Raw genomic sequence first — 15,301 nt, forward strand, 5'->3', positions numbered from 1 at the left:
GCGGGAGGCCTCGGGCCTCCTGCGCGGGCGGTGGGCCACGGTGGTGGGCCACGGCGATGCGCGATGGCGGTGCGCCACGGCGGTGGGCCGGGACCGTGCGGCACGACTCCAGAACGCGCGAACAGCCATGATCTAGAGGCGAGTTGACGTAATGCCCCAGAGCGGTGGCGCTGCGTTGCTCAGGAGCCCGCCGTCGCCGCACCGGCTGTGTCAGCATGGTGACTTGGCCGACTGCACCAAGGGGGAGTGGGATGTACGGCATGAGGGGGGCCTTCCCGTGCGCCCCTTCGGCGGGGGTACGGGCGTCCGCGGCGGTGCTGGGGGCGGCGCTGCTGGTCGCGGGGTGTTCTTCGGAGGGCGGGGGCGAGAAGGACGGCGACAGGGGCGGGGGCGCCACGATCACCCAGCAGCCCCGGGAGGCGGACCCGTTCTGGGTCAACCCGGACAGCAACGCGGCCCGGCAGGTCGCAGCCCATGTCAAGGCGGGCCGCAAGGCGGACGCCGAGCAGATCCGGAAGATCGCCGCGCAGCCGACGGGGGAGTGGATCGGCCCGGAGAATCCCGAGGCGGAGGCGCGCGGTTTCACCGAGGCCGCCGACCGGGCGGGCCGCACCGCGCTGCTCGTCCTGTACGACATCCCGCACCGCGACTGTGGCCAGTACTCGCAGGGCGGTGCCGCCGACGGCGACGCCTACCGGGCGTGGCTCGACGGCGTGGCCCGGGGCATCGGGGACCGCGCCGCGACGGTGATCCTGGAGCCGGACGCCGTGCTGCACCTGGTGGACGGCTGCACCCCGGGCCAGTACCAGGAGGAGCGCTACGACCTCCTCAAGGGCGCGATCGGCAAGCTGAAGTCGCTGCGGAACACCAAGGTCTACCTGGACGCGGGCAACGCCGGCTGGGGCCACCCCGACCAGATCTTCCAGCCGCTGCGCCGGGCCGGTGTCGACCGGGCCGACGGCTTCGCGGTCAACGTCTCCAACTTCTACTCCACCGAGGAATCCATCGCCTACGGCAAGCGGCTGTCCGCCAAGATCGGTGGCAAGCACTTCGTCGTCGACACCAGCCGCAACGGCAACGGCCCCTACGCCGACGGCGATCCGGGCGAGCGCTGGTGCAACCCGCCCGGCCGGGCGCTGGGCGAGCCGCCGACGATCAGGACGGACGACCCGCTGGTCGACGCCTACCTGTGGGTCAAGCGCCCCGGCGAGTCCGACGGCACCTGCAAGGGCGGGCCGAAGGCGGGGGACTGGTGGGCCGCTTACGCGCTCAAGCTGGCGGAGGCCACCCGGTAGTTCTCCGTTCCGGCGGTTCTCCGTACGTCACTGGGGTCGCCCTCCGCGGCGGAGGGCGACCCCAGTGACGTAGAGGCGTTTCTAGGGCACCTTGACCCACTGCGCCTTGCTGGGCGTCCCCTGGTCGTCGTCCGCGAACAGCATGTACCAGCCCGACTGCACCAGGTTCCGGTTCTTCGGCACCGTCACCGTGATCCGGTCGCCGGAGGACTTGAAGTCCAGTGCGATCGAGCGCTGGTCGACGTCCGTGACGTGGGTGGAGGCGCTCGGGCGGATCATCCGCACCTTCCTGATGGCCGACGCGTGCCGTGACGTGAACGTCCCGGACGCGCCGCGCGCGATGGTCCGCGGGCCGCCCGCCAGGGAGGGCCGCGCGCCGCGGTACAGGTAGGGCGGCGTGTAGATCTCGATGCGCTGCTCGAAGGTGCCCGGCTTGGTGTTGGCCTTGTCGCCGTAGAGCGAGTCGGAGCCGAAGAACATCACCCGGCCGTCGGGCAGCAGGATCGAGCCCGAGTGGTAGTTGCGGCCCACCAGCGGGTCGGCGACCCGCTTGAAGGTGTTGGCCGCCGGGTCGTACAGACGCGCCTGGTGGATGTTGGAGTCGCCGCGGCCCCGGTAGTCCTCCGAGCCGCCGGAGACCAGCACCGAGTCGTCCGGCAGGATCGAGGACTGCGGATAGCGGGTTCCCTTCTCCAGGGACGGCCCGTCCACGAAGTGCGGGTTCCCGGCCTTCAGGTCGACGACCCGCGTCCTGCGGCTGGACAGCTTGGACTCGCCGACCCCGCCGCCGCCGATCACCAGGAACCTCTCGTTCTGCGCCGGAGGCAGCAGGACCGTGCCGGAGGTCTCCATCATGTTCGCGTCGCTGAGGCCGGGCAGCTTGGTGAACCGGTTGCTGGCCACGTCCCAGACGCCCGGCTCGCGGCCCACGTCGTCCGGACCGTAGCCCGCGTTGGAGCCCGAGTAGAACAGCTTGCCGTTCTGCAGCAGGAACAGCGCCGGGTAGGTCGGGAACTGACGGATCTTCGGGGTGTACGCCCACTTCCGGGTCGTCGGGTCGAAGATCTCGTTCTTGCCCGGGACGAGCTGCCCGATGTCGTCGAGGCCGGAGACGCTGAGGATCCGCCCGTCGCTCAGGGTGGTGAGCGTCGGGTACCAGCGGGCCTCGTTCATCGGGTCGACCTTGATGTACCTCTCGGCGACCGGGTCGAACTCGTAGGCGTCCCGGATCCCCTGGAAGTCCTTCTTGTCCAGGGCGAGCTTCTGTGCGATGCCGTAGGTGTTGCGGGCGTCCACGCCGGTCAGGCCCTGGATGCGGTAGTTGTCCTGGGTGCCGGTCTCGTACCGGCTGCCGCTGCGCTGCGCCTCGACGTAGATGCGGCCCAGGCCCGGGTCGTTGCGCAGGAACCTGCCGGTGCCCCGGTCGAAGACCTTCTTCGCGCGCGGCACGAGGACGGGGTCCTTGGAGACGAAGGTCCTGCCGTTCGCCTTGCCGGTGAACCGGGTGCCCGCGGGCAGCGTGATCGGCTTGTCCGGGTTCTCGTTGTGGACGATCATCAGGCCGCCCGCCTTGGTGACGTCGCCCTTCAGCTTCTCGTACCGCTTGGTGCCGCCGGCGATCAGGATGTTGCCGTTGGCGAGCTGGGTGTGGCCGGTGCAGAACAGGTCCTTCGGCGTGGGCACCTTCTTGACGGTGCCCTTGACCGGGTCCCAGATCCGGCTGTCGAACTTCTTGGCGTCGAAGTTGTCCTGGTTGTTGCCCGAGCCCGCGACCAGCAGGACCTTCCCCGTGTGCAGCAGCACGGCGTGGATGGTGTCCTGGCGGTACCGCCGGGGGAACTCGACGATCTCCCAGTGGCCGTTGGCGGCCTTGTACTCGGGCTTGTTGATCACGTACTGGTGGTAGCGCTCCGTGCCGAAGCGGTACAGCCACGGCCCGTTCATCCCGGCCAGCGCGATGACCACCACCGCGCCGATTCCGAGCCGACGGGCGCGGCGGAGGCCGGCCTGGTCCCTCATTCCTTACGACCCCCCGGTCCACCCAGGGCGATCTGCATGGTCTGGCCGCCCGTACCCGTCTCTCCGGCCTCCCCGGCCGTCCCGTCCGCCGCGCCCTCCGCGTCGGGAGCGGGTGGGCCCGGCGGACCGTCCGGCCCGGCCCAGCTGGGCCGTGGCCGCGGAGGGTGCGCCGGGTGCGGCGACGGCGGGGCCGCCGCGGAGGTGGGCGCTCCCGGCGCGGGCGGGTGCGCCGCGTACGCCGGTACGGCGTCCCGCGGCTCCGGCGCGGCGGCGGACGCCGCACGCCCGCGGCGCTCCTGCCGCAGCGTCCACCGCCAGGCGAAGATCGGGGACGCGGTGATCAGCAGGGCGAACGCGCCCCAGGTGATCATCGCCGGGTGGGAGTGCCCGAGGGCGAAGCCGGCGGCGAGGGAGCCGCCGAAGACCAGAATGAAGAACCAGTGGACGCGGAACGTCCCGAACAGGGTGTCGGGGCTGGCCGACTCGCCCTTCGGGGTCACCACGAACGTGCTCTTGCGGCGCAGCGCGGCGTCCATCAGGGAACGGGCGTAGATCGGCGCCGACAGCGCCGACATCACCATGCCGGCCACCCCGCCGGAGCCCTCCGGCTCGTGCGGGGAGACGTTGTGCCGGCGGTTCCAGATGTACAGGCCGATCTGGAGCGCGGAGGCGTTGCCGTACAGCATCAGCCACACGGTCGGGTCGATGTTGACGCCGGAGGCGCCCAGGCCCAGGAACAGCGCGCAGCTCAGCGCGGCCAGGATCCAGTTGAGGGCCGACATCGGATAGAAGATGATCATCATGGTGTAGTTGAAGAGCTTGCCGGGCGGCATCGAGCCGAAGCCCTTCCAGTACTGCTTGAGTATCGTCTCGTACGTCCCGCGTGACCAGCGCAGTTGCTGGGTGAAGAAGTCCGTCCAGGCGTTCGGGCCCTCTCCGACCGCGAGCACGTCCGGGGTGTAGACCGAACGCCATTTGCGGCCGGTCGCCGGGTTCTTGGCGCGGTGCATCTCGAAGCCGGTGGCCATGTCCTCGGTGATCGAGTCGTACAGGCCGCCGATCTGCTTCAGCGCCTTGATGCGTACGGCGTTCGAGGTGCCGACGAACATCGGCGCGCCGTAGCGGTTGCCGGCGCGCTGGATGAGGGCGTGGAAGAGGAACTGCTGCGACTCGGCGGCCTTGGTGACGAAGGTGTCGTAGTTGCCGTACACCTGCGGGCCGATGACGAAGCCGACGTCCGGGTCGCGGAAGTAGCCGAGCATCCGCTCCAGGTAGTTGGGCAGCGGGACGTGGTCGGTGTCGACGGAGGCGAAGAAGTCGTACGCGTCGCCGTGCGCCGCCAGCCAGGCGTTGTAGTTGCCGTGCTTGGTCCTGGCGCGGTGCGGGCCCGTGGGCTGGTTCCACCGCGCGACGCCCTTGCGGGAGAAGTGGTGGACGCCGAGCCGGGCGCAGACCTCCTTGACCTCCGGGTCGTCGCCCTCGTCCAGCAGCCAGACGTGCAGCAGGCCCCGGTGGCGCAGCCGTACGGCGGCCTCCAGGGTCCTGGTGACCATCTCCAGCGGCTCCTTGCCGGGCACGAAGGAGGTCAGGAAGGCGACCCGCGTGCCGGTCTCCGGCACCACGGGCACCGGGTCGCGGGCGACCAGGGTCGCGTGCGCGTTCGACAGTACGTTCATGCAGCGGAAGAACTCGATCAGGCCGATCGAGACCAGCATCACGGTGTCGAGGGCGGGCAGGAAGTCGTGGGCCGGGTAGTCCCGTTCGGTCCAGTGCTCCGGCTGCAGCAGCCAGCCCAGCAGGACCAGCGACAGCAGCGGGGCGGCGGCCAGCATCAGCGCCACCCGTATCCGGTGCGGTTCCTGTGAGATCAGCGACCGGTACTGCACCCGGTACGGCTTGTCCGGGTCGGGCTGGGTGAGAGGTCCTGCCAGGCGGCTGTAGTGCTCGTAGTCGTATCTCGGCAGGGTCCTCTTGATTCTCCGGAAGGTTCCGGTGGTGGTGCTCGTGGTGGTCCCCGTGGCGGCACCGGAGCGCTGCGCGGGCGGCCTGGCGGCGGCCGCCGGTGAAGAATGGTGAGTGTGTCCGGCGCCGGTCGGCGTCGACGTCATGAGTCATCCCCCCACACGCAAGATCAGCGCGTGTTCGTTCGGTTCGTTCGCCTGCTTGAGGTCCCCCTCGACCGGCACAGGCGTCTGCGTGGTGGGCCGCAGGCACCACCTCGTCCCTACCCCATGGACTGAGGACCGCGGCCATCCGGTTGCATGGTTGCCCCCCTCGGCAGCCATCGACGCACGGGGCCCCTTTTCCCCGCAGATCCGGCAACCGGCCCTTTACCCCCCAAGTGCCGCGCGAGGGCGGCAGCTCGGCGTCCAGGGTTCTACGGTGTCCAGCATGATCGCAAGATGCGAAACTCGGAGTTTACCGGTCATACAAGCGCATTGTGGCGCGAGTGGGTGACCTGTGAGCCGGTACCGGACAGGCGGGAGCGGATGGTGCCGAAGTGGTCCCTTACCGCCTTTTTGGCGGCCTCCTCTTCCATACGGGCGAGGAGCGACTTCAGTTCAACGAGGTCCGCACTTGAGCGTCTGACACACCGCGTTCCGGCTCGCCCCGAGGAACTCCAGCAGCTCGGGCTCGGTCGGCAGCGGGGCTCCGGAGGCCGGCCGGCGGTCGACGATCAGCTTCTTGATCCGCTCCTGGAGGTCGCGCGCTGCCATGGCGGGAGGGTATCCGGTCAAAACAGGGGGAAGGCGGTGTTCCGGCCAGGCGGAGAGATGCGGAAACAGCGATGGCGAGCCGATCCGCGCTGTTCGCGGACGTGGCTCGCCATCGTCGTCGTGCGCCGCCAGGGACTCGAACCCCGGACCCGCTGATTAAGAGTCAGCTGCTCTAACCAACTGAGCTAGCGGCGCCTGGTGACGTCGTTAACTCTACATGACGTGCGGAAGTGCTCCGGACCGGCCGCCCCCGCCTGGCGGCGGGCCCCGCCGGGGGTGGGCCCCGGGCCGTCCGTGTACGTCGTTCGGACCGTCGACATGCGCGTCCGGCGGGCGCTGGCGACACTGATCTTCGTACACCGTTGCGGACATGTCCCCCGAGAGGTGAGGTGACGCGCACCCCGTCGTACCCCCTGGCCGGCCGCACCCCGGCTCCGGCGCCCGCCCGGTGGGCGGCCCACTGTCCTGAACCGACCGGCGCGGAGGCTGGAGGCAGGTTTGCGTACGACGGCCACGTCCCCCACCCCCGATCCCGCGGAGTCCGGCGGGCAGGCGGGAGCCGGGGACGGCCAGGGCGGCCGCCCTGCCCGGCTCATCCACACCGAGGTGACCACCGAGATCCCCGTCCACCTGCTGTTCCGTGACGAGGCCGCTCCGGCGCCGGTGCCGCCCGGGTCCGCGGTCGTGGCACGCCGGCCGGGCACGGGTGAGCAGTCGCGGCCGCGGAACCGGAGCGCCGCGGCGGTGCGGGCGGTGCCGGAGGTGGAGGCCGGTCTGGAGGAGCGTGCGGCGCGGGTGCTGCCGGGGGTGGCGGGGGTGGCCGCCGGGGGCGTCGGCACCGCGGGCTGTGTGCTCGCCTCCTGGTGGGCCGGTGTGCTGCCGTCGCTCGTCGCAGGGGTGCCGCTGCCGGACATCGCGGGCGCCGGGCCGGGGCTGCCCCAGTTGGCGGCGTGCGCCGGGGCCGGGGCGCTCGGGCTGGCCGGCTTCGCCGGGCTGGCCCGGGGGCGGGCCGGGCGGGCCTGGGTGCTCGGCCTGTTCGGCCGCTACCGGGGGACGGTGCGGCGCACCGGGCTGCTGTGGGTCAACCCGCTGGTGTCACGTCGCCGGGTGGACGTACGGCTGCGGCACTGGCGCAGCGAGCCGATGCAGGCCGCCGACCCGGACGGCCTGGCGCTGCGGGTGGCGGTGCTCGTGGTGTGGCGGGTGCGGGACACCGCGCGGGCCGTGCTCGGGGTCGACGACCACGAGACGTATCTGCGTGCCTGTGTGGAGGTCGCACTGGCCCGGGTTCCGGTGGAGCCGCCGGGGACGGGACGGGGTCCGACGGAGGCGGCCGAGGGTGTGCTGACCCGGCTGGTGGCTCGGGAGACGGCGCCGGTCGGCCTGGAGGTGTTCTCGGTGCGGCCGGCCCGGGTGGAATGGGCGCCGGAGGCCGCCGTGGAGTTCCGCGCGGACTGCCGCGAAACAGGCCCGTGATTGGTATGGACATGTTCAACTACCGGTCATAATCTGAGACTTGGTCTAGACCTGCACGGCTCACCGAACCTCCCCCACGTTCTCCAGGAGCGGCAGCATGCGCACACAGGCCACGTTGTACGCCGCCGTGCTGGGCCTCACGACCGCCGGAGCCCTCGTGCTCTCCACCGGCGGCGCCAGCAGCCACGGCTACACCGATCTCCCCGTCAGCCGGCAGAAGCTCTGCGCGAACGGCACCGTGCCGAACTGCGGCGACATCCAGTGGGAGCCGCAGAGCGTCGAGGGCCCCAAGGGCTTCCCGGCGTCCGGTCCGGCCGACGGCCGGCTCTGTTCCGGCAACAACACCCGGTTCGCCCAGCTCGACAGCCCGCGGACCCCGTCGGGCGGCGCCTGGCCCACCACGCGAGTCACCGGCGGGCAGAGCTACACCTTCCGCTGGCAGTTCACGGCCATGCACGCCACCACCGACTTCAGGTACTACGTCACCCGCCAGGGCTGGAACCAGGACCACGCCCTGACCCGCGCCGATCTCACCACCACACCGTTCCTCACGGTGCCCTACGGCGGTCAGCGCCCGCCCTCGACCCTCAGCCACAGCGGCACCCTGCCGTCCGGGCTCAGCGGCCACCACGTCATCCTCGCCGTCTGGACGGTCGCCGACACGGGCAACGCGTTCTACGCCTGCTCCGACGTCACCTTCTGACCCCCCGCGGGCAGGCCGCGCGTGCCCCGGTACCGGCCGTACCGGCGCACGCGCGGCCCTGATCTCTGAGCCTCCCTTGAGCCACCGGACGCGCCCGCCTGGGTAGGTTCCTGGCACGCCGACCGAACGGGGGGAGGCGGACCGACCACGGGGGATCTCATGAACGCGCTGATGTATGCCGTACCCGTCCTGATCATGGGCGTGGCCCTGTTCCTCGCGTACCGCGTGGTGCGCCGCGCGATACAGCTGCGGCGGGCCTGGAACAGCGGGCTCACGGCCGAGGGCCGCTGTCTGCGGATGTTCACGACGACGCACGGCGGAGCACACGACACCTCCGTCCGGACCGAGCTCCACCACGTCTACGAGTTCACCGCGCGGGACGGCCGCCTGGTCCGGTTCGAGGAGGAGGGCGGCCCCGCGACCGTCCTCGAGGGGGACGTCGTCACCGTCTACTACACGCAGGGCCGCGAGATCGCCGCCACGGCCCGGCGGCCGAGCCGGGGGAAGAACGCGGCCGCCACCCTCGGCACCCTCGCCTTCCTCGGCGCGGTCGTCGGATTCTGCGTCGGCTTCATGGTCACGTACGCCGACACCTTCGGCCTGACGGGCGCCGGCGGCTTCTGAGGCGGCCGACGCAGAAGGGCCCCTCGTGTGCACGAGGGGCCCTTCACCGGTGCGCCGCCAGGGACTCGAACCCCGGACCCGCTGATTAAGAGTCAGCTGCTCTAACCAACTGAGCTAGCGGCGCATGACTCCCGCCGTCCGCTTCCCGCGGCCGACGACGAAGAAAATACTACCTGGTCCCCAGGGGTGCTCCCGACCAATTTCCCGGGGGCCGGGACCGGCCCGGCCCCCGGGAAGATCCGAGAGAGGGATGTCCTAGATCGCCAGGGACAGCAGCACCGGCGCCGCGCTCCGGTTCAGCTGGTCCGCGGCCCGGCGCAGCCGGTGCGCGTGCTCGACGGGAAGCGACAGCGCCAGGCAGCCCACCGCGGAGCCGGCGGTGATCGGGACGGCCGCGCAGACCGTGCCTATCGCGTACTCCTGGAGGTCGAGGACCGGCACGGTGGGCGGCTGCGCCGCCAGCCGGGAGAGCAGCACCCTGTCGCTGGTGATGGTCCGCGAGGTCAGCCGGGCCGGCTTGTGCCGGGCGAGGTGGTCGCGCCGGGCGTTGTGGTCGAGCTGGGTCAGCAGGCTCTTGCCGACCGCGGTCGCGTGCGCCGAGTAGCGGAAGTCGACCCACTCGTTGACCGCCGGGGTGGCCGGGCCGTCGGCGTACTGGGTGACCCTGACCTCGCCGTCGATGTACCGGCTGATGTAGACGGCCGCCCCCACCGTGTCGCGCAGCCGGTCGAGGTTCTGCTGGATCTTGTCGCGCAGGGCCTGGTCGCGGCCGCGCGCCGAGCCCAGGCGGGCCAGTGCGTCCCCGGTGACGTACGCCCCGTCGCCACCCTGTTCCACGTACCCCTCGCGGCGCAGCATCCGCAGCAGGGCGGTGAGCCGCTCGGGGCCGAGGCGGGTGGCGCGGGAGAGTTCTCCGCCGGTCACTCCGGCGGCGTGCTGTGCCACGGTCTCCAGGACGCGCAGGGCGTCCTGGGCCGATTGGTACGGTGCGGTCGGCTCGTGCATCAGCGCCACGGTTTCCCCCTGCGCTCGCTTACTGTGCCGTGATCTGGTCAGCGATCGCTTCCACGATAACGGGCAAACGCCCTGCGGGGAGCGGGGGTTGGCGAGATCGTGCCACTTTCAACTGTATGGTCGGCACCCTGGCACATGCCATGGCCATCACCCGATGCGCGGACCTCGGGTGATGGATCGATCTCGCACGTCCCGTCTTCAGATCGTCAGATCACGGCGCTGAGGAATTCCCGGGTCCGCTCCTGCTCCGGATCCCCGAAGATCTTCTCCGGCGGCCCCGACTCGACGACCCGGCCCGCGTCGAACATCAGGACCTGGTCGGAGATGTCCCGGGCGAAACCCATCTCGTGGGTCACGCAGAGCATCGTGATGTCGGTGGTGCGGGCGATGTTCCTGAGCACGTCCAGGACACCCGCGACCAGCTCCGGATCCAGCGCCGAGGTCACCTCGTCCAGCAGCAGCACCTGCGGCCGCATCGCCAGCGCACGGGCGATCGCCACCCGCTGCTGCTGGCCGCCGGAGAGCTGCGAGGGCCGGGCGTCGCACTTGTCGGAGAGGTCCACCATCTCGAGCAGCTCGCGGGCGCGCGCCTCGGCCTCGTCCCGGGACAGGCCGAGCACGGTGACGGGCGCCTCGGTGATGTTCCTGAGCACCGTCATGTTCGGGAACAGGTTGAACTGCTGGAAGACCATGCCGATCTTCTTGCGGACCTCGCGGACCTGCTTCCCGGTGGCCGGGAAGAGCCGCTCCCCGTCGACCGTGATCGTGCCCTCGTCGGGCCGGGTCAGGGTCATCAGCATCCGCAGGATCGTGGTCTTGCCCGAGCCGGAGGGGCCGATGAGGGTGACGTGCCTGCCGGCGTCGACGGAGAAGTCGAGGCCGTCGAGGACGGTGTGGTCGCCGAACCGCTTGGTGACGTTCTCCAGCCGGATCAGTTCACCGGTGCGCGGGTCGGTTCCGGGGTGTTCGGTGTTCTTCGTGGCGTCAACGGACAAGACGTCGCTCCAGTGTTCGCAGGAGGAGGGAGGCCAGGTAGGACACGAGGATGAAGGCCACCCCGATCACGGTCAGGGGCTCGGTGAACTGGAAGTGCTGCTGAGAGAAGAGGCGCGCCCGCCCCAGCATCTCCAGCACGGTGATCACCATCAGCATCGGCGTGTCCTTGAGCATGGCGATGACGTAGTTGCCGAGGGCCGGGACCACCCGGCGGATCGCCTGCGGAAGGATCACCGCCGTCCAGGTCCGGCGCCGCGGCAGGTTCAGCGCCGTCGCCGCCTCCCACTGGCCGGCCGGAACCGCCTCGATGCCGGCCCGGTAGACCTGCATCGTGTACGTCGAGTAGTGCAGCCCGATCGCGAACACACCGGTGGTCAGGGCCGAGAAGGTCAGCCCCCACTCGGGCAGCACGTAGAAGAGGAAGAACAGCTGCACCAGCAGCGGCGTGTCACGGACGAACTCCGTCACCGCCCCCACCGGCCAGCGCACCCACCGGGTCGGCGTCCGCATCAGCAGCGTCCACACCAGCCCCAGCGCGAAGGAGATCAGCGAGCCGAGCGCCAGCGCCTGGAGGGTGACGAGCAGTCCGTCCCAGAAGTGCGGGAGGAAGTCGTGCACGGCGTTCCAGTCCCACTTCATGCCACACCACCGCCCGCGGCGCCCACGCCGGTCGTCTCGGCGCGCTTGGTCTCCCGCGGGGCCGCGGCGGTCGGTGCGCCCTTGCCGACCCCGGCCTTGAGCCGCTTCTCCAGCCCGCGCATCAGCCGGGTCAGCAGGAACGCGATCACGAAGTAGATCAGCAGCACGTAGGTGTAGATCTGCGCGCTCTCCTGGAGCGCCAGCCGCACCAGGTTGCCGCTGAAGGCCAGGTCGCCCATGCCCATGACGGACACCAGCGAGGTGCCCTTGAGCAGTTCGACCAGCAGGTTGGAGAAGGACGGGATCATCTCCGGCACCGCCTGCGGCAGCAGGATCAGCCGCATCCGCTGCCAGGGCGTGAAGCTGAGCGCGACACCGCCCTCCCGCTGCGCCGGGTCCACGGAGTTCAGCGCGCCGCGCACGATCTCCGAGCCGTACGCCCCGTACGTCAGCCCCAGCGCCAGGGTGCCCGCCCACAGCGGCACCAGCTGCCAGCCGAAGGCGAGTGGCAGCACGAAGAAGACCCAGAAGATCATCACGAGGGCCGACGTACCGCGGAACACCTCGGTGTAGAACCCCGCGAGGAAGCGCACGAGCCGGCGCCTGTGGGTGCGGGCCATGCCGACCACGAAGGAGACGGCGGCGGCCAGCAGCGCGCTGAGGACGAGGAGTTGGAGGGTGGTCCATGCACCCTTGAGGACGAGTTCCCAGAGCCCTGTGGTCATCCGCCGCACAGCTCCTTCATGGTCAGGTCCGTCATCTCGGCCCGGGTGAACCCGAAGGGCCGCAGGATCCGGAACAGCTCGCCGCTCCGCTTCAGCTTGCGCAGCTCCACGTTGAAGGCGTCCCGCAGTGCCGTCTCGGTCGGCCGGAAGGCGAAGGCGCCGCCGTCGACGTGCGGTTTGCCGCCGACCAGCGGCGCGAACTGTTTGGTCGCCTCGGCCTTGGCCGACTTCTTGACCACCTCGCGGACGGTCAGCGCCGTACCGGCGAACACGTCGACGCGGCCGGCCTCGACCGCGTTCAGGCCGGCCACCTGGTCGGGCACGATGAGGATGTCGCTCTCCTTGTACCCGGCCTCCACCGCGTACTGGATCTCCGCGTATCCGGTGCCGGTCGCGAACTTCGCCTTCTTCGCGACGATGTCCCGGTAGTTGTGCAGCCCCTTGGGGTTGCCCTTGCGCACGATGAACGCGTCGAGCATCTGGTAGTCGGGATCGGCGAAGATCACCTGCTTGCACCGCTCCGGAGTGACGTACATCCCGGCGGCCACGACGTCGAACTGCTGGGAGTTCAGGCCCGGGATGAGCGAGCCGAACTCGGTCGGCACGGGCTGGACCCGGTCCACGCCCAGCCGTTTGAAGATGATGCGCGCCAACTCCGGTGCCTCACCGGTGAGCCGGCCGTCACGGTCGATGTATCCGAAGGGGATCTCGCCGGCGATGCCGAGCTTGACTACCCCCTGCGCTCTGAGCCTGTCGAGCAGGTCACCGCCCTTCGCGGTGGACGCCGTGGCCACCCGGCTGCATCCGGCGGCGCCCAGCGCGCCGAGCGCCGCGACCCCCGCGAGCAGCGACCGGCGGCTGGGCCCTGGTATCTGTCTGTCTTTACGGCCTGGAAGTGGTGGAGCCATGGGCGCGCGGCTACCCAAGGCGATACGAGTCATGCCGCCGCACCCTGTGGGGGTCCGGTGCCCGCTGTGTGGCGATCCGGTGCCCTGTCAGCAGAGGTGTGACGGCAGGCGGTTGGGCTGCGGTCAGTGCCCGGGGACGTAGCCGAGCTGCTTGTCGACCACGTTCGGCAGCGGCCTGCCCGCCTGCCAGCGCTCGTACAACTCAACGAACTGTGCCCCCAGTTCGTCCCGCCATCCCACCGTGTCCCCGCTCATGTGCGGGGACACGATCAGCCCCGGCACCTGCCACAACGGGCTCTCGGGGCCTAGCGGTTCGTCCTGGAACACGTCCAGGGCGGCGCCCGCGATCCAGCGCCTGGCGAGCGCCTCCGCCAGCGCCTCCTCCACGACGAGCCGCCCCCGGCCGACGTTGACGAAGCGGGCCGAGGGCTGCATCACCCCGAACCGGCGGGCGTCGAACATGCCCCGGGTCCGCTCGGTCAACGGCGCGGCCGCGACGACCCAGTCCGCGCGGGCGATCAGCCGGTCCAGGTCGTCGGGGCCGTGGATGCCGGTGCGCGGCACCCGGCCGACGATCGCGGTCGTCACGTCGAGCGCCCGGAGCGCGCGGGCGATCGCCCGGCCGATCGGCCCGGAACCGACGACGCACGCGCGGGTGCCCGCCACCCGCTGCGCCTCACGGTGCCGCCACGTCCGCTCGCGCTGGAGATCGAGGGTTCGCGGCAGATCCTTGGCCATGGCCAGCACGAGGGCCGCGACGTACTCGGCGACCGGCTGTTCGAAGACACCGCGCGCGTTCGTCACCACCGTTTCGCCGGCGGCGAGTTCGGCGCACATCAGATGGTCCACGCCCGCGCTCGCCGTGTGCACCCAGCGCGGCCGGGGGCCGCCGCCCGGCCAGGCCCGGCGCACCGCCGTCGAGGTGAAGTCCCACACCAGCAGCACGTCGGCCTCCGGCAGCCGCGCGGCGAGACGGGCCTCGTCCGTGTGCACCACCCGGGCCCGGCCGGTCAGGCGGCCCAGCCGGGGCGGTGGGTCGGCGTCGAGGACGAGCAGGACGGGGACGGTCATGGCGAGCCGTTTCTCCAGGGGGCAGCCGTCTGACGTGCACGGATCGACCACGCTCGCACCCCGACCCGGCGCCGTCAACACGGCCTCCGCCCGGGCGGCCGGGGTGTGGTGCCGCTCGGGCCCCGGGGTGCGAATCCGTACGGGGCCGGGGCGGGCGGTGCCCTACGGGACCGGGTGCGGCGCCGCGCCACGACCGGCCTGCCTTCGGCCAACCCGGTCATGAGATGCGCGCCGCCGCGCCCACGGGGTACCTGAGCCATGGGGCCGCCACGGGCGCCGCCGCGCACGCCGGTGCGCGCCCGGGCCCGCACGGCCGGACCGACGGCGGAAGGCCGCCGCCCGGCCCGTACCGCCGGACCGACAGCAGGAAGGCTGGACATGACCGCACTCGGATTCCTCTACCCGGGCCACTTCGCCGAGGACGACTATCCGCGCATCGAGCAGCTCCTGGGCAGCGACATCCGGGTGGACGTGGTCCACACCGAAGCGGGCGAGGGCGCGCACCGGCCGGCCGTGCCGCGCGAGCCCGGGGCGGCCGAGCGGCTGGCCCGGGGCGTCGAGGGGCTGCGGCTGTCCGGCGCGGAGGCGGTGGTCTGGGCGTCCGCGAGCGGCAGCTTCGCCGACGGCTGGGAGGGCGCGCACGAGCAGGTCCGCACGCTGGCCCACGCGGCCGGGATGCCGGCCTCCTGCACGTCCTTCGCCTTCGTCCACGCGGTACGCGAGGTCGGCGCACGGCGGGTCGCGGTGGCCGCGACGTACCCGGCCGAGGTCACCGGCCTCTTCACGGACTTCCTGCGCGCCGCGGACGTGGAGGTGGCCGCGGCGCACAGCGCCGGACCCGTCGCGGCGGCCGAGGCGGCGACCTGGGGCGAGTCCGAGATCCTGGCGCTGGCGCGGGAGGCGGACACCCCGGACGCCGAGGCGGTCCTGCTGCCCGACTCCGCCCTGCACACCGCCTCGCACATCCCCGCCCTGGAGAAGGACCTCGGCAAGCCGGTCCTCACGGCCAGCCAGGTCACCGTCTGGGAGGCGCTGCGCCTGACCGACCGCCGGGTGAACGCCCCGACCCTGGGCGCCCTCTTCACCCGCGAGCCGATCGTGCAGGTCTGACGCG

13 protein-coding genes, 2 tRNA genes and 1 pseudogene are annotated in these 15,301 nt (G+C 71.4%); 5 read left to right on the forward strand and 11 right to left on the reverse strand.

From position 1 onward, the window contains the following. Window positions 1-251: 251 nt before the first annotated feature. Entirely contained in the window at window positions 252-1,295 is a 1,044-nt protein-coding gene (locus ACIQ9G_RS00755) for a glycoside hydrolase family 6 protein (RefSeq protein WP_403604241.1), read from the forward strand. An 81-nt stretch (window positions 1,296-1,376) separates the two neighbouring features. Here the strand turns inward: ACIQ9G_RS00755 and ACIQ9G_RS00760 are convergent, their stop codons facing one another. From ACIQ9G_RS00760 to ACIQ9G_RS00775, 4 genes and pseudogenes are all read right to left on the reverse strand, one after another. Next, window positions 1,377-3,314 (reverse strand): galactose oxidase-like domain-containing protein, encoded by a 1,938-nt coding sequence (locus ACIQ9G_RS00760; protein WP_403604244.1) that lies wholly within the window; start codon window positions 3,312-3,314, stop codon window positions 1,377-1,379. After that, the gene (locus ACIQ9G_RS00765; RefSeq protein WP_403604247.1) at window positions 3,311-5,422 is read right to left on the reverse strand and encodes a glycosyltransferase family 2 protein; all 2,112 of its coding nucleotides are present in this window, start codon (window positions 5,420-5,422) and stop codon (window positions 3,311-3,313) included. The genes ACIQ9G_RS00760 and ACIQ9G_RS00765 overlap by 4 nt, the downstream gene beginning before the upstream one ends. A gap of 468 nt (window positions 5,423-5,890) precedes the next feature. Beyond that, a pseudogene (locus ACIQ9G_RS00770) lies at window positions 5,891-6,031 on the reverse strand (GntR family transcriptional regulator); the annotation flags it as partial. A 121-nt stretch (window positions 6,032-6,152) separates the two neighbouring features. Next, window positions 6,153-6,226: transfer RNA gene (locus tag ACIQ9G_RS00775), tRNA-Lys, on the reverse strand. Between the two features lie 303 nt (window positions 6,227-6,529). Here ACIQ9G_RS00775 and ACIQ9G_RS00780 point away from each other — a divergent pair. From ACIQ9G_RS00780 to ACIQ9G_RS00790, 3 genes are all read left to right on the forward strand, one after another. Beyond that, window positions 6,530-7,507 (forward strand): SPFH domain-containing protein, encoded by a 978-nt coding sequence (locus tag ACIQ9G_RS00780; RefSeq protein WP_403604249.1) that lies wholly within the window; start codon window positions 6,530-6,532, stop codon window positions 7,505-7,507. Window positions 7,508-7,604: 97 nt separating this feature from the next. Then, the gene (locus ACIQ9G_RS00785) at window positions 7,605-8,210 is read left to right on the forward strand and encodes a lytic polysaccharide monooxygenase (RefSeq protein WP_403604252.1); all 606 of its coding nucleotides are present in this window, start codon (window positions 7,605-7,607) and stop codon (window positions 8,208-8,210) included. Between the two features lie 159 nt (window positions 8,211-8,369). Next, window positions 8,370-8,834, forward strand: coding sequence for a hypothetical protein (locus tag ACIQ9G_RS00790; protein WP_403604255.1), 465 nt, complete (start codon window positions 8,370-8,372; stop codon window positions 8,832-8,834). A 50-nt stretch (window positions 8,835-8,884) separates the two neighbouring features. On the opposite strand, the gene ACIQ9G_RS00795 is transcribed toward ACIQ9G_RS00790, so the two are convergent. From ACIQ9G_RS00795 to ACIQ9G_RS00825, 7 genes are all read right to left on the reverse strand, one after another. Then, window positions 8,885-8,958, reverse strand: a tRNA-Lys gene (locus tag ACIQ9G_RS00795). Window positions 8,959-9,089: 131 nt separating this feature from the next. Beyond that, window positions 9,090-9,848, reverse strand: coding sequence for an IclR family transcriptional regulator (locus tag ACIQ9G_RS00800; protein WP_403604258.1), 759 nt, complete (start codon window positions 9,846-9,848; stop codon window positions 9,090-9,092). 206 nt (window positions 9,849-10,054) lie between these two features. Next, window positions 10,055-10,843, reverse strand: a complete 789-nt coding sequence (gene ehuA, locus ACIQ9G_RS00805) for an ectoine/hydroxyectoine ABC transporter ATP-binding protein EhuA (RefSeq protein ID WP_403604261.1) — start codon at window positions 10,841-10,843, stop codon at window positions 10,055-10,057. Then, entirely contained in the window at window positions 10,833-11,483 is a 651-nt protein-coding gene (ehuD, locus tag ACIQ9G_RS00810) for an ectoine/hydroxyectoine ABC transporter permease subunit EhuD (protein ID WP_392194999.1), read from the reverse strand. The genes ehuA and ehuD overlap by 11 nt, the downstream gene beginning before the upstream one ends. Then, window positions 11,480-12,208, reverse strand: coding sequence for an ectoine/hydroxyectoine ABC transporter permease subunit EhuC (ehuC, locus tag ACIQ9G_RS00815; RefSeq protein ID WP_403604264.1), 729 nt, complete (start codon window positions 12,206-12,208; stop codon window positions 11,480-11,482). Before ehuC ends, ehuD begins: the two co-directional genes overlap by 4 nt. Next, window positions 12,205-13,116 (reverse strand): ectoine/hydroxyectoine ABC transporter substrate-binding protein EhuB, encoded by a 912-nt coding sequence (gene ehuB / locus ACIQ9G_RS00820; protein WP_403604267.1) that lies wholly within the window; start codon window positions 13,114-13,116, stop codon window positions 12,205-12,207. The genes ehuC and ehuB overlap by 4 nt, the downstream gene beginning before the upstream one ends. Window positions 13,117-13,239: 123 nt before the next feature. Continuing rightward, window positions 13,240-14,187, reverse strand: a complete 948-nt coding sequence (locus ACIQ9G_RS00825) for a D-2-hydroxyacid dehydrogenase (protein ID WP_403604270.1) — start codon at window positions 14,185-14,187, stop codon at window positions 13,240-13,242. Window positions 14,188-14,565: 378 nt separating this feature from the next. Between ACIQ9G_RS00825 and ACIQ9G_RS00830 the strand changes: the two genes are divergently transcribed. Further along, on the forward strand, window positions 14,566-15,297 hold the full coding sequence (locus tag ACIQ9G_RS00830; protein ID WP_403604273.1) for a decarboxylase: 732 nt from the start codon (window positions 14,566-14,568) through the stop codon (window positions 15,295-15,297). Window positions 15,298-15,301 lie beyond the last annotated feature (4 nt).

The organism is Streptomyces sp. NPDC096152 (genome assembly GCF_044763235.1).
Classification (GTDB): domain Bacteria; phylum Actinomycetota; class Actinomycetes; order Streptomycetales; family Streptomycetaceae; genus Streptomyces.

Bases quoted from the DNA above. Each gene is read 5' to 3' on its own strand.
- ACIQ9G_RS00755 (WP_403604241.1), top strand. From the start codon at position 252: ATGTACGGCATGAGGGGGGCCTTCCCGTGCGCCCCTTCGGCGGGGGTA.
- ACIQ9G_RS00760 (WP_403604244.1), bottom strand. From the start codon at position 3,314: ATGAGGGACCAGGCCGGCCTCCGCCGCGCCCGTCGGCTCGGAATCGGC.
- ACIQ9G_RS00765 (WP_403604247.1), bottom strand. From the start codon at position 5,422: ATGACGTCGACGCCGACCGGCGCCGGACACACTCACCATTCTTCACCG.
- ACIQ9G_RS00785 (WP_403604252.1), top strand. From the start codon at position 7,605: ATGCGCACACAGGCCACGTTGTACGCCGCCGTGCTGGGCCTCACGACC.
- ACIQ9G_RS00790 (WP_403604255.1), top strand. From the start codon at position 8,370: ATGAACGCGCTGATGTATGCCGTACCCGTCCTGATCATGGGCGTGGCC.
- ehuD (WP_392194999.1), bottom strand. From the start codon at position 11,483: ATGAAGTGGGACTGGAACGCCGTGCACGACTTCCTCCCGCACTTCTGG.
- ehuC (WP_403604264.1), bottom strand. From the start codon at position 12,208: ATGACCACAGGGCTCTGGGAACTCGTCCTCAAGGGTGCATGGACCACC.
- ehuB (WP_403604267.1), bottom strand. From the start codon at position 13,116: ATGGCTCCACCACTTCCAGGCCGTAAAGACAGACAGATACCAGGGCCC.
- ACIQ9G_RS00825 (WP_403604270.1), bottom strand. From the start codon at position 14,187: ATGACCGTCCCCGTCCTGCTCGTCCTCGACGCCGACCCACCGCCCCGG.
- ACIQ9G_RS00830 (WP_403604273.1), top strand. From the start codon at position 14,566: ATGACCGCACTCGGATTCCTCTACCCGGGCCACTTCGCCGAGGACGAC.